Consider the following 13499-nt stretch of genomic DNA (forward strand, 5'->3'; position numbering starts at 1 on the left):
TGCGGGTCAGGGGTGCTGGAGGGCGCCGGCGCCGCCGGCGGTCACCGAGAGGCTGCGCAGCCCGTCCTCGGGCGCCCCGAGCGGGAGCTCGGCCTGCTCGAGGAGGTGCTTGCCGAGCTGGTCGTCCGGCGGCAGCTCGATGGGGTACTTGCCGGTGAAGCACGCCGTGCAGAGCTGGGACGACGGCTGCTCGGTCGCCGAGATCATGCCCTCGGTCGAGATGTAGCCGAGGCTGTCGGCACCGAGCGACTGGCCGATCTCGTGCGGCGAGAGGCCGTTCGCGATGAGCTCGGCGCGCGACGCGAAGTCGATGCCGTAGAAGCACGGCCACTTCACGGGCGGCGAGCTGATGCGCACGTGCACCTCCGCCGCGCCGGCCTCGCGCAGCATGCGCACGAGCGCGCGCTGCGTGTTGCCGCGCACGATCGAGTCGTCGACGACGACGAGCCGCTTGCCGCGGATCACGTCGCGCAGCGGGTTGAGCTTGAGCCGGATGCCGAGCTGGCGCAGCGTGTCCGACGGCTGGATGAACGTGCGGCCCACGTAGGCGTTCTTCGTGAGCCCCTGGCCGAACGGGATGCCCGACTCGGCGGCGTAGCCGACCGCGGCGGGCGTGCCGGACTCGGGGACCGGGATGACGAGATCCGCCTCGACGGGGTGCTCGCGGGCGAGCTGGCGGCCCATCTCGACGCGCGCCGCGTGCACCGAGCGGCCGTTGATGCTCGTGTCCGGGCGGGCCAGATAGACGTACTCGAAGACGCAGCCCGCGCGCTCGATGGGCGCGAAGCGCTGCGAGCGCAGGCCCTCCGCGTCGATCGCGATGAGCTCCCCGGGCTCGACCTCGCGCACGAAGGACGCGCCCACGATGTCCAGAGCCGGCGTCTCGCTCGCGACGACCCAGCCGCGCTCGAGGCGGCCGAGCACGAGCGGGCGCACGCCCTGCGGGTCGCGCGCGGCGTACAGCGTGCGCTCGTCCATGAAGACGAGCGAGAACGCACCGCGCAAGCGCGGGAGCACCTCGAGCGCCGTCGCCTCGAGCGTGTGGTCGGCGTCGCCCGCGAGCAGGGCGGTGACGAGCGCGGTGTCCGTCGTGTTGCCGCGCGCGAGCTCGCCGCGGCGCTGGCTCCCGTAGCGCTCGGCGACGAGGTTGACGAGCTCGGCGGAGTTCGTGAGGTTGCCGTTGTGCCCGAGGGCCACGGTCCCGGACGCGGTGGCGCCGAGCGTCGGCTGCGCGTTCTCCCACGTCACGCCGCCCGTGGTCGAGTACCGGCAGTGCCCGACGGCGATGTGCCCCGTCAGGGCGTTGAGGGCCGTCTCGTCGAAGACCTGGGAGACGAGGCCCATGTCCTTGTAGACGAGGATCTGCTCGCCGTTGCTCGTCGCGATGCCCGCCGACTCCTGGCCGCGGTGCTGCAGCGCGTAGAGCCCGAAGTAGGCGAGCTTGGCGACCTCCTCGCCGGGCGCCCAGACACCGAAGACGCCGCAGGCGTCCTGGGGGCCTTTCTCGCCGGGCATGAGGTCGTGGTTGAGAAGTCCATCTCCGCGGGGGGCCACGTACCTCAGTGTCCCACAGCGTGCGGGCGAGGGCGGAAGCGGACGACCAGGCGGACGGCCCCCGGCCGTCGTTCACGGTGGCGTTACGTCGTCCCACCTGTCGGTCGGGGGTTTCGCTGCGTGGGAACGCCGCGCTTGAATCTCGACTTACCCGACCGCGGGGGTCCAGTATGGCCGCGCGCCGGGCCCGTTCCACCACCGCTCCCGCTCCCCGGGACCCCGACGAAGGACGACACCATGCGACGCCTCCGGACGACGATCACCCTCGCGGCTGCCGCGGCAGCCACCGCCCTGGTCCTCACCGCCTGCGCGCCGACCGCCGTCGACGGGTCGGGCGGGGGCGACGCGAGCGGCGACGGTGGCTCCGACGTCGAGCCCACGACGCTCTCGCTCGTCGGCTTCGCCGTGCCGAAGGCGGGCAACGACGCGGCGCAGGAGCTGTGGGGCGAGACCGAGGACGGCCAGGGCGTGACCTGGGAGACGTCGTACGGCGCGTCCGGCGACCAGAGCCGCGCGGTCGCCGACGGGCTGGAGGCCGACTACGTGCACTTCTCGCTCGAGGGCGACGTGACGCGCCTCGTCGACGCGGGCCTCGTCGCCGAGGACTGGAACGCGGGCGAGAACCAGGGCATCGTCAGCCAGTCCGTCGTCGTCCTCGTGGTCCGCGAGGGCAACCCGAAGAACATCCAGAGCTGGGAGGACATCGTCCAGCCCGGGGTCGAGATCGTCACCCCGAACCCCGGTTCTTCGGGCTCGGCCCGCTGGAACATCCTCGCCGGGTGGGGCAGCGTCATCGCGAACGGCGGCTCGGAGGAGGACGCGACCGAGTACCTGCGGAAGTTCTTCACCAACGCCGTCGCCCTCCCCGGCAGCGGCCGCGACGCGACCACCGCCTTCACGTCCGGCACCGGCGACGTCCTGCTGTCCTACGAGAACGAGGCGATCCTCGCGCGGCAGAACGGCGAGACGTTCGACTACGTGGTCCCCGACCAGACGCTCCTCATCGAGAACCCCGCCGCGGTGACGGTCGACGCCGACCCCAAGGCGCAGAGCTACCTCGACTTCGTCCTCACGCCCGAGGGCCAAGAGGCGTTCGCGCACGTGGGCTTCCGCCCCCTGACCGGGGACGTCGACTTCGAGGTCGAGGGCGCCAACGACCCGAGCGACCCGTTCCCCACCGTCCCGACGCTCCTCACCATCGCCGACGACTTCGGCGGCTGGTCGGCCACGAACGACAAGTTCTTCGGCGACGAGGGCCTCGTGACCAAGATCCAGGCCGAGACCGGGAAGCAGTGACCCGTGTCCTCGACCCTCGCTGAACGACCGGGCCGGGCGGCGCGCGAGCGCCGCCCGGCCTCGGCCGCGCCTCCCGGCCGCACGCGCCGTCGGGCGCCCAACGGCCCCTACCGGCTCACGGCGACCTCCGGCCTCGGGCTCGGCGTCGCGCTCGTGTGGTTCTCGGCCCTCGCCCTCGTCCCGCTGATCGCGGTGCTCGTCGAGACGTCCGTCGGCGGCTGGCCGGCCTTCGTCGCCGCTGTGACGCAGCCGCAGACCGCCGCGGCGCTGACACTCACGGTCACGCAGGCGCTCGCCGTGACTGCCGTCAACGTCGTCATGGGCACGCTCGTCGCGTGGGTCCTCGTGCGCGACCGGTTCCCCGGCAAGCGGCTCCTCGAGGTGCTCATCGACATCCCGTTCGCGCTCCCCACGATCGTCGCCGGCCTCGTGCTGCTCGCGCTGTACGGGCCGTCGGGGCCGCTGGGGGTCGACGTCGCCAACACGCGCGCCGCCGTCTTCCTCGCGTTCCTCTTCGTCACGCTGCCCTTCGTGGTGCGCAGCGTGCAGCCCGTGCTCGCCGAGCTCGACCGGGACGTCGAGGAGGCCGCCGCGTCGCTCGGCGCGACGCGGGCCACGACCTTCCGCCGCGTCGTCCTCCCGGCCCTCGCGCCCGCGATCACCGCGGGCGCCGCGCTGTCGTTCGCGCGCGCGATCAGCGAGTACGGCGCGCTCGTGCTGCTCTCCGGGAACCTGCCCATGCGCACCGAGGTGGGCTCCGTGCGCATCCTCAGCTACCTGGAGAACGGCCAGCCGGAGCAGGCGGCGGCCGTCGCGTCGGTGCTCCTCCTCGTCTCGCTGCTCGTCATCGCGACGATCCAGCTCCTCCAGCGCAGGGTGGCCCGCCGTGGATAGCTCCCCCTGGGTGCGCCGCACGCTGCGCGCCGTCGTGGTCGTGTACCTCGTGCTGCTCGTGGGGTGGCCGGTCTCGCTCGTCGTGCGCGGCGCGTTCGCGGACGGGCTCGAGACGTTCCAGCGGGCCCTCGCCGACCCGTCCGTCGTCTTCGCGCTCCAGCTCACCGCCGCCGTCGCGGTGCAGGTCGTGCTGATCAACACCGTGTTCGGCGTCGGCATCTCGATGCTCATCGTCCGGTACGACTTCCCGGGCAAGGCGCTCCTCAACGCCCTGCTCGACCTCCCGCTGTCCGTCTCGCCGATCGTCGTCGGGCTCTCGCTCGTCCTCGTGTACGGGAAGAACGGCTGGTTCGGCGGCGCTCTCGAGGACGCCGGGCTCCAGGTGATCTTCGCGCCGCCGGGCATCGTCCTCGCCACCGCGTTCGTGTGCCTCCCGCTCGTCGTCCGCGAGGTCGTGCCGGTCCTCACGGAGCTCGGCACCGACGAGGAGCTCGCCGCGACGAGCCTCGGGGCGAGCCGCCTCCAGACGTTCCGGCGCATCACCCTGCCGGCGATCCGGTGGGCCGTCGTCTACGGCGTCGTGCTCACGCTCGCGCGCGCCCTCGGCGAGTTCGGCGCGGTCAAGGTCGTCTCCGGCAACTTCGAGGGCCGCACGCAGACGTCCACGCTGCTCGTCGAGCAGCGGTACCAGGACTTCGAGCAGGGCACCGCCTACGCCGTCGCGTTCCTCCTCGCGTCGGTGTCCGTCGCGTGCATCGTCGCCGTGACGTTCCTGCGCTCCGACGACGCCGCCGGTCCCCGCACCCGCCGCTCCCCCCGCACCGCCAGGTCCCCCCGCACCGTCAGGTCCACCCGCACCGCCGCCCCCACGGAGGCCGACGCATGAGCATCGAGATCCGCAACGTCCGCAAGACCTTCGGCGACTTCGTCGCGCTCGACGACGTCTCCGTCTCGGTGCCGACCGGCCGCCTCACGGCGCTGCTCGGCCCGAGCGGCGGAGGCAAGTCCACGCTGCTGCGCGTCGTCGCCGGGCTCGAGGTGCCGGACTCCGGCCAGGTCGAGATCGAGGGCCGTGACGCCACGAACCTGCCCGCGCGCCGCCGCAACGTGGGCTTCGTCTTCCAGCACTACGCGGCCTTCAAGCACCTGAGCGTCGCGCGGAACGTCGCGTTCGGGCTCGAGATCCGCCGCACGCCGAAGGCCGAGATCGCCGAGCGCGTCGACGAGCTGCTACGGCTCGTGCACCTCGAGAGCTTCGCCCACCGGCTGCCGTCGCAGCTCTCCGGCGGGCAGCGCCAGCGCATGGCGCTCGCCCGCGCGCTCGCGATCCGCCCGAGCGTCCTCCTGCTCGACGAGCCGTTCGGCGCGCTGGACGCGAAGGTCCGCAAGGAGCTGCGCGACTGGCTGCGCCGCCTGCACGACGAGATCCCCGTGACCACCGTGTTCGTCACGCACGACCAGGAGGAGGCGCTCGAGGTCGCGGACGAGATCGTCGTCGTCAACGAGGGCCGCATCGAGCAGGTCGGCACCCCCGACGACCTCTACGACCGCCCCGCGAACGACTTCGTCATGGGATTCCTCGGGCCGGTGACCCGCCTCGGCGGGGTCCTCGTCCGCCCGCACGACGTCCACGTCGAGGTCCTGCCCGACGGCGGGGCGGGCCTCGACCCGTCGGCGCACCTGCACCGGGGCGTCGCGATCGGGGACACGGCGGACGCGGCGGGCGTGACCGGCGTCGTCACGCGCACGACGCGCGTGGGGTTCGAGGTGCGCGCGGAGGTGACCGCGGGCGACGAGGTGGTGTCCGTCGTCGTGACCCGCGCGGAAGCGCGGACGCTGGGCCTGGCGCCCGGCGTGGCGGTGCGGCTCTCCCCCGCCGCCGGCGCCCCGACCGGTACGGCGTCCGAGCCGGCGGACCGGCGCGTGGCCGAGCCGCTCGTCGGCTGAGCGGTCAGCGGCGCCCGCGCAGGCTGCGGCGGTCGGCGACGACGGCCCACACGCCCGCGACCGCGGCGCCGAGCGCCGCGCACGTCACGAGGATGACGGTGAAGTAGACGCCGGGCTTGAAGACCGGCGCCGCGGCGGGCGACTGGAGCCACGCACCACCGATGCCCAGGCCGAGGACCGTGCCCAGGAGGATGCCGACCGTGAAGAACGCACGGTAGCGGGGGGCGCGGCGGACCGTCGCCGGGTCGACCACGGACTCGATCTCGACCTCCTCGCCACCGGCGGAGGCGGCGTCGTCGGATACCGCGCCGGGCGTCTCGTCCGCCCTCGTCCCCGGCCCGGCGGCCTCGGGCTCAGCGCCCCCGGGCTCGGCGGCCTCGGACCCGGCCTCGGGGCGCGCGGCGTCGGGCACCACGGCGTCGGGCGCGGCGGACGGGTCTGGGGTCGTGCCGTCGGGCACGCGGGACTGCTCGGAGCTCACGAGCACGACCCTACCCGCGCTTCCTGGGACTCCCCGCAGAGTCCTCGCCCCGGACGCACCGCGACCCGGGCCCGTCGGACGGGACCCGGGTCGCGGGATGTAGCGTCGCCTCCTCGGGGGCGCCGCACGGCGTCAGGCAGGCGTCAGCCGCAGGTCTGACCCTCGAAGGGGATCTCGTACTCCTGCGTCACGCCGTCGAGCGTCGCGGTCACGGTGACCGTCCCGCCCTCGATCGACGTGGCCCGGGTGTTGAACGACTGGTAGGCGTTCTTGCCCGGCTGGAGGTTCGGGAACCGCTTGGAACCGTAGGGCGTCTGGAGGACGACCTCGACCGGCGCGTCCTCGCCGTTGGTGGCGCGGACCGCGAGGTGGACGAACTTGCCCGTGCAGCGCGCGGTGGCCTCGAGGTTCACGAGCTCCACCGTCGGGGCCGCGGCCTCGACCGTGACGGGGATGCGCGCCGTCGTGCCGCTCGGCGACGCGACGACCCACAGGTCGTACTCGCCCGCCGCGGCGTCGGCCGGGACCGTCGCCGTCAGGGTCGCCGCCCCGCCCGTCACCGTGGCGGTGCCCGCCGCGGTGCCCGGGTTCGCCGGGTCGAACGTGGCGTCCGCGGCGACGAGGTACCCGTCCACCGACGTGTTCGTCGGCGACCCGAGCGACGTGAGGTTCAGGCCCGAGAGCCCCACGCTCACGTCGGAGCCCGCCGTCACGGTGCCGGGCAGCTCGTCGACGACCACGCGCGAGCGGTCGAACGACGGCGACACCGGCGAGCTCTGCTGCAGGTACGCGATCCACGCGTCCCGGTCGACCAGACCGGAGTCGCGCGGGTCGGTGCCGTCCGTGAACACGCGGAAGTTGTCGCCCCCGGTGGCCAGGAACGAGAACGTCGCGACGCGGTACTCCCCGGCGGGGTCGATCGGCTCGCCGTCGATCGTCACGGAGGAGACGTTGCTCCCCGGCGCCGCGTTCGGGTCGGCGGTGCTCGCCGTCCACGACACGTTGTCCGAGAGGCCCAGGGCGAGGTACGGGCGCGACGGACGGTTGCCGTTCGCGTCCGTCTGCCACTGCTGCTCGAGCATCTCGACGACCTGCTCGCCCGTGAGGGTCACGGTCCACAGGTTGTTGACGAACGGCAGCACCGCGTTGGCCTCGGCGTAGGTGATGACGCCGTCACCGTCGTGGAACAGCTCGCTGCGCAGCCCGCCGGGGTTGACGACACCGATGTCCGCAGCGCCGCGCGCCGGGTCGGAGAGCGTCGCGAGGAGCGAGTCGGCGACGAGGTTGCCGAGCGTCGACTCCGAGGCGCGGTCGTCACGCCCGGAGGTCGGGTTCGGGCCGGAGCCCACGTACGTCCCGCCGGGACCGGTGTACGAGCCGCCCGCGAACGCGGTCGTGATGTCCGCGGTGACCTCGCCGATCGGGGTCGCGCCGATGATCTCGGCCTGCTGGAGCGCCGCGTCGACGATCGTCTTGACCTCCGCGACGCGCGGGTACGTCGCGACCAGGGTCGCGTCCTCCGCCTTCGTGCGGGCCACGTTCTGCGCCGTGTACGCCGTGACCTCGTGGGTCGCGGTGTCCACGGTGAGCGACACGTGCCCGATGAACTCGCCGTAGTTGCCGGTCTGGACGATCGGGCGGGTCTTGCCCGGGACGCCCGGGACGGGCGCGTCCCACGCGTACTGCTTGTGGGTGTGGCCCGTGAAGATCGCCGCGACGCGCGCGTCGGTCCCGTCGACGATGTCCGCGAAGGCGCCGCCCGCGGCGACCTCCTCCTCGAGCGTCGCACCGTCGGGCGTGCCCGCGGACGCGCCCTCGTGGACGAGGCCCACGACGACGTCCGCCTCGCCGTTCGCCGGGTCGCCGTCCTGGAGCTGGGCGGTGACGCGGTTGAGCGCCTCGACGGGGTCGCCGAACTCGACGTCCGCGATGCCCGACGGCGTGACCAGCGTCGGGGTCTCCTCCGTCACGACGCCGACGAAGCCGACGTCGAGGCCGTCGATCTCGACGACCTGGTACTCCGGCAGCGCCGGGTTCGTCGTGCCCTTGTCGTAGACGTTCGCGCCCAGGTAGGCCCAGTCGGCCTCGTCGGTGACGCGACCCGTGAGGTCGTCCATGCCCTGGTCGAACTCGTGGTTGCCCACCGCGGACGCCGCGAGGTCGAGCGCGTTCAGCACGTCGATCGTCGGCTGGTCCTCCTGGAGCGCCGACGCGAACAGCGAGGCGCCGATGTTGTCGCCCGCCGAGACGAAGGCCGTCCCGTCGGGGTTCGCCGCGCGCAGCTGCTCGATCGTGCCCGCGAACTTCACCGTGTTGGCGTCGATGCGACCGTGGAAGTCGTTGATCGCCAGCAGGTCCAGCTGCGTGGTGCCGGGCTCGGCGGCGCCGAGCTGGAGGCCCACGAGGACGGGGTCGTGGTCGGACGACCGGAACGGCGTCGTGTCGTAGAGGATCGACGCGTTGTAGTTGTACCGGCTGTACTCGTTGGCGATCGGCTCGACCGAGTTGATGTTCCACACGTCGGTGCCGGTGACGGCGTCCGCCGCGGCCGACGACGCGAACACGTGGTCGAGCGACCCGACGTACCCGTCGAACAGGTAGGTGTGCTCGCCCGTCGACGCACCGAGGTCGGTGTAGCCGGCGTCCTTGAGCACCTGCAGCGGGTCCTCCTGCTCGTAGGAGTTGAAGTCGCCCGCGAGCAGGACCTTGTCCGTCCCGGCGTCGGCCGCGACGTCCTCGGCGAAGGCGACGAGCGCCGTCGCCTGGCCCACGCGCGCCTTGTTGTACGCGCCCTGGCCGTCGCCGGTGTCCTTCTGGTCGGCGGGCGCGGAGTCGCTGCCGCCCTTCGACTTGAGGTGGTTCGCGACGACGAGCACGTCGTCGCTCGCCGCGTCGTCACCCTCGGTGATCCCGCCCGCGGGCTGGAAGACCTGGGCGAGGGGCTCGCGCGCGTTCGAGAACGCCGGGTCGTCGAGCAGGATCACGGAGTCGCCGACCGGCTCGGCCTCGGCCACCTGGTAGATGTACGCGAGGCGGATGACGTCCTCGTCCGTCGGCACGGCGGCCGGCGACGGGACGAACGCCCACTCCTCGGCGCCCGCGGCCGCGTTGAGCGCGTCCACGAGGTCCGACAGCGCCTGGTCGCGGTCCTTGCCGAACGGCTCCGAGTTCTCGATCTCCATGAGCGCGACGACGTCCGCGTCGAGGGCGTCGATCGCCGCGACGATCTTCGTCTGCTGCCGCTCGAGGTTCGCGCCGTCCGCGGCGCCGCGCGCGTCGCAGCCCGTGCGGACCGTGATCGGGTTCCCCGCGCGGTCCGTGTAGAACTGGCAGCCCGCGACCTGGTCGCCCGTGGTCGTGAAGTAGTTGAGCACGTTGAACGTCGCGACGGAGAGGTCGCCCCCGACCTCGGCCGGCGCGTCCTCCCGCGTGTTCTCGAACGTGACCGGCTGCACCGTGGCGGCGTTGCCGCCGTCGCCCGCGGTGAGCTGCGTGCGCGGCTGGAACGTCCAGGCGTCGAACCGGTAGTCGAGGATGACCGGCGTCGTGAACGACACGGCCGCACCCACGCGCGCCGGTGCCCCGCCCGTGAGGTACGGGAGCGGGACGCCCTTGTTCGCCGTGTTGTTGAAGTTCGTCGTGGCGCCGTCGTCGAGCACCACGGCCCGCGCGGCACGGTCCGCGACGGCGGCCGCCGCCTCCGCGCTGCCCGGCCGCCCGGCCGACGTCGGCTGGACGAACGGGTCTGTCCCCGCCGCGAGCACGAACGACCCGTAGTAGTTCGTGTCGTAGTTGTCCGCGACGACGTAGTCGCCCGCCGGCTGCACGAGCATGCCCTCGAGGACCTCGCGCTCGGCGTCGGTCGCCGGGAACGCGACGTTCGCGGGCTTGACGTCCTGCGCCGCCTCGTCGAGCACGGTCCAGCCGCCCGCCGCGGGCGTGATCTGGGTCAGCGTGAAGTACTCGGACACCGCGCCCGTCACCTCGACGTGGTCGCCGACCGCCACCGCGGCCGCGCCCGCCTTCGAGTAGACGAAGATCGCGTCCGACGCCGTGTGCGACGCGTCGAGGTCGCCGCCGGTGCCCTCCGTCTGCAGGTAGAAGCCGTCGTAGCCGCCCGTGGGGTAGGTCGCGGTGACGACGCCGCGCGTGGTGACCGTCTGCCCGACGAGCGGGCTCGCCGCGCCCGTGCCCTGGATCTCCGCGATCGGGACGACCTCGCCCGGCTCAGGGCCCGGGCCGCCGCCGTCGTCGCCGCTGTTCTGCGGCGTGACGGTGCTGGAGAGCGTGAGGTCCTTGCTGTTGTCGTCCGAGTCGGCGTACCCGGTCCGGTTGATCGACGCGGGCACGTTGTTGGCCGACGGCGCGGGGCCCACGGCCGTCTCGAACGTGTTCGAGGTGCCGTACCCGATGAGGTCGACGACGTTCGCGGCGCCCGCGGCGTTCCCGGCCGGCAGCGTCACCGGCGAGGTCGACCGCACGAGCGCGAGGGTGCCCGTCGTGCCCGACGGGTTGAGACCGCCCGTCGCGTCGGGCGTGGGCAGCGCGGCGCCGTTCGAGCCGTTCGACCCGCCCTGCACCAGGTAGTACCCCCCGGGGGCGACCGACCCGGTCAGCGCGGTCACGCCCGTGAAGGCGCCCGTGCTCGTCGCGGAGCGGTACTGCAGCGACATCCCGGAGAGGTCGATCGCCGCCTGCGTGGGGTTGTACAGCTCGACGAACTTGTGGGTGTACGGGGCGTTGGCGCTGCCGCCGCTCAGGTAGGCCTCGTTGATGACGAGGCCCGACCCGTCGGGCGCCGCGCTCGCGGCGGTGGCCGCCGCGACGGAGAACGGCACGGCGAGGGCCACGGTCAACGTGCCCGCCACCACCCTCCGTCGCCGCAGGTGCTGGTGGTCGGTCACGCTGACTCCTTCATCTCGTGCGGACGGCCGGGCAGCAGCTCGCGCGTTCCCGTGGGTCGGGGACGTCCCTCGGACGGGGCGACACCCTGCCTCCGCGGGACATCGCACCCCACCTGGATGAACGTGCGGTTGCTGCCGTGTCACCGTCACGAGAACGCCAGCGCACGTCGTCGTGCCGCGAGCGCCCGCGCGGACGGCGGCCGGTCATCCTGGGACGCTAGTCCCCCGTCCGGCGCTCCGCCAGACCGGCCCCCAGAACGTTACCCACCGGTAACACGCTCGCCGCCCGCGAGCGGATGCCGAGGCCCCCGCCTGAGTGGTCAGCGCGGACGGGCCGCCTGGAGCGGGAGCAGGAAGGAGATGTCGGAGCGCTCGCCCGACGCACGGACGCGCCCGTCCGCGACGGCGTCGGCCCAGGCGACGGCCCCCGTCACGAGGCCCAGCCACGTCTGCGGGTCCGTCTCGACGACGTTCGGCGGCGTCCCGCGCGTGTGCCGCGGGCCCTCGACCGCCTGGACGGCCCCCGCGGGCGGTACGCGCACCTCGACCGTGTGCCCGGGCGCGACGTCGGCGAGCTCCTCGAGCGTGAACCGCACGGCCGTCGTCACGGCACGGCGGTCGGTGGGGTCGTCGCGCCACGTCGCCAGGGCGAGGCGGCCGGCGGCGGGGTCGGTACGGCGTCGGGCAAGCACGAGGACCAGCCTAGGCCGCGCGGCCCGGCGTCAGCCGACGGTGAACCGGACGCGGCGCCCGGGCACCGACGCCTCGCGCAGCGTGGCGCGCACCGGGTCGCCGAGCGGGAGGTCCGTCCCCTCGACGGGAGCGCGCACCGCCGGGTCGGCGAGGACCACCTGGCCGCGCCGTGCCCCGCCCGCCTCGTCGGCGTCCTCGCGCTCAAGGCGGCGGGCGCGCTCGCGGTCGTCCTCGACGTCGACCACGACGCCGTCGAACTCCTCGCCCTCGCGACCGGTGAGCAGCGCGGCCTCGACGACGTCGACGATCGCGCGCTCGTACGCGCTCGCGCGCTGGCCCGTGCGGGCCATCGTGCGCGGCAGGCCGGGCAGGGCGTCGAGCACCCACCGCGGCACGTCCTCCCCCGCGCACAGCGCGAGGCACACCTCGGTGCCGTAGCGGTCCACGAGCCGGCGCAGGGGCGCGGTGACGTGCGCGTACTCCGCACCGATCGCGGCGTGCGCCGCGTCGTCGGGCACGCCGGGCTCCTGGCCCGTGCCGCCGAACGCCTCGTACGACGCGCCCCGGAACAGCGACGTCGCCTCGTTGAGGAACGCGGCATGGCGCGGGACGCGCGAGTCGAGCGTCGGGACGAGCTCGGCGTACGGCGTCTCGCGCGGCCAGCCGATGCCGAGCGCCCGGGCCGTGCGGCGCAGGCGCGCGAGGTCGCGCGGGTCCGCGTCCGGCAGCGCGCGGAAGACGCCGACGCCCCCCGCGCGCATGATCCGCGCCGCCGCGATGCCCGTGAGCAGCGACACCTGCGCGTTCCAGGCCTCCGCCGGGAGGGTCGAGCGGAACTCGAGGCCGAACGAGCCGTCGTCGCGCGTGACGATCTCCTGCTCCGGGACCTCGAGCGACACACCGCCGCGCTCGCGCTCGCGCGCGAGCCGCAGCTCGCCCACCTCGCGGAGCAGCAGGAGGGGGTCGCCGGTGTCGTCCCCGGCGGGACGAGCGTCGATCCGGGCCTGCGCCTCGTCGTAGGTGAGGCGCTGCGTCGAGCGCACGACGGCGCGCCGCACCCTCGCGTCGAGGATCTCGCCGCGGGCGTCGAGCACGACGCGCCAGGCCGCGGCCGGGCGGTCCTCGCCCGGCAGGAGGCTCGCCGCGCCCTCGGACAGCACGGCCGGGTGCAGCGGGGTGCGGCCGTCGGGTGCGTAGAGGGTCGTGCCGCGCTCGTGGACCTCGGCGTCGATCGCGCCGCCCGGCACGACGAACGCGCCGACGTCGGCGATCGCGTAGTGCACCACGAACGCGGCGCCCGCCGGGTCGTCCGGCGCTCCCCCGGCACGCTCCAGGTGCAGCGCCTGGTCGAGGTCCATCGAGCCCGGCGGGTCGATCGTGAGGAACGGGACGTCGCGCAGGTCGACGCGCCCCGGACCGGGCACCGGGCGGTCCTCGCGCACGACCTCCTCGGCCTCGGCGAGCACCCCGTCCGGGAAGCTCTCCGGCACCTCCATCTCGCGGCGCAGCGCCGCGAGCGCGTCGGTGACCCGGGCGGTGCTGCTCGGGGCGGAGGGCTCGGGTCGCGCGAGGCGCAGGTGACGGGCGGGCACGAGCCCGACCCTACCCACCCGTCGCCGGGGACGTCCTGCGTGGCAGGACGAACGACGACGGACGGGGCGAGCGCGCGGGCCAGGGCGTCCGACTGACCTGGCCCGCGCGACGCGCACGCGTCACCACCGACGCGTGCC

Annotated in this window: 9 protein-coding genes; 4 read left to right on the top strand and 5 right to left on the bottom strand. The window is 74.0% G+C overall.

What is annotated here, in order from left to right; translation table 11 throughout:
* Positions 1-6 precede the first annotated feature (6 nt).
* Entirely contained in the window at positions 7-1554 is a 1548-nt protein-coding gene (gene purF / locus BXA05_RS01740; RefSeq protein WP_031315107.1) for an amidophosphoribosyltransferase, read from the bottom strand.
* 237 nt (positions 1555-1791) lie between these two features.
* Here purF and BXA05_RS01745 point away from each other — a divergent pair, with 237 nt between their 5' ends.
* Genes BXA05_RS01745 through BXA05_RS01760 form a run of 4 tightly spaced genes read left to right on the top strand, consistent with a single transcriptional unit; the run spans position 1792 to position 5691 of the window.
* Entirely contained in the window at positions 1792-2850 is a 1059-nt protein-coding gene (locus tag BXA05_RS01745; RefSeq protein ID WP_034653459.1) for a sulfate ABC transporter substrate-binding protein, read from the top strand.
* 3 nt (positions 2851-2853) lie between these two features.
* Positions 2854-3744, top strand: a complete 891-nt coding sequence (gene cysT / locus BXA05_RS01750; RefSeq protein ID WP_076403536.1) for a sulfate ABC transporter permease subunit CysT — start codon at positions 2854-2856, stop codon at positions 3742-3744.
* Positions 3737-4630: a sulfate ABC transporter permease gene (locus BXA05_RS01755; RefSeq protein WP_143311003.1), complete on the top strand. Its 894-nt coding sequence runs from the start codon at positions 3737-3739 to the stop codon at positions 4628-4630. Before cysT ends, BXA05_RS01755 begins: the two co-directional genes overlap by 8 nt.
* The gene (locus BXA05_RS01760; protein WP_076403537.1) at positions 4627-5691 is read left to right on the top strand and encodes a sulfate/molybdate ABC transporter ATP-binding protein; all 1065 of its coding nucleotides are present in this window, start codon (positions 4627-4629) and stop codon (positions 5689-5691) included. Before BXA05_RS01755 ends, BXA05_RS01760 begins: the two co-directional genes overlap by 4 nt.
* Before the next feature lie 4 nt (positions 5692-5695).
* On the opposite strand, the gene BXA05_RS01765 is transcribed toward BXA05_RS01760, so the two are convergent.
* The 4 genes from BXA05_RS01765 to BXA05_RS01780 all read right to left on the bottom strand — a co-directional run bounded on the left by BXA05_RS01765 (position 5696) and on the right by BXA05_RS01780 (position 13361).
* Positions 5696-6172 carry a hypothetical protein gene (locus BXA05_RS01765; RefSeq protein WP_143311004.1) on the bottom strand — a complete coding sequence of 159 codons (477 nt, stop codon included), beginning with the start codon at positions 6170-6172 and terminating at the stop codon, positions 5696-5698.
* Between the two features lie 143 nt (positions 6173-6315).
* A complete protein-coding gene (locus tag BXA05_RS01770) occupies positions 6316-11076 on the bottom strand; it encodes an ExeM/NucH family extracellular endonuclease (protein ID WP_076403541.1) in 4761 nt (1586 codons plus the stop codon).
* Between the two features lie 320 nt (positions 11077-11396).
* Positions 11397-11768: a sterol carrier family protein gene (locus BXA05_RS01775; RefSeq protein ID WP_076403543.1), complete on the bottom strand. Its 372-nt coding sequence runs from the start codon at positions 11766-11768 to the stop codon at positions 11397-11399.
* Between the two features lie 30 nt (positions 11769-11798).
* Entirely contained in the window at positions 11799-13361 is a 1563-nt protein-coding gene (locus BXA05_RS01780) for an RNB domain-containing ribonuclease (protein WP_076403545.1), read from the bottom strand.
* Positions 13362-13499 lie beyond the last annotated feature (138 nt).

It is taken from the genome of Cellulosimicrobium funkei (genome assembly GCF_900155925.1).
Classification (GTDB): domain Bacteria; phylum Actinomycetota; class Actinomycetes; order Actinomycetales; family Cellulomonadaceae; genus Cellulosimicrobium; species Cellulosimicrobium funkei.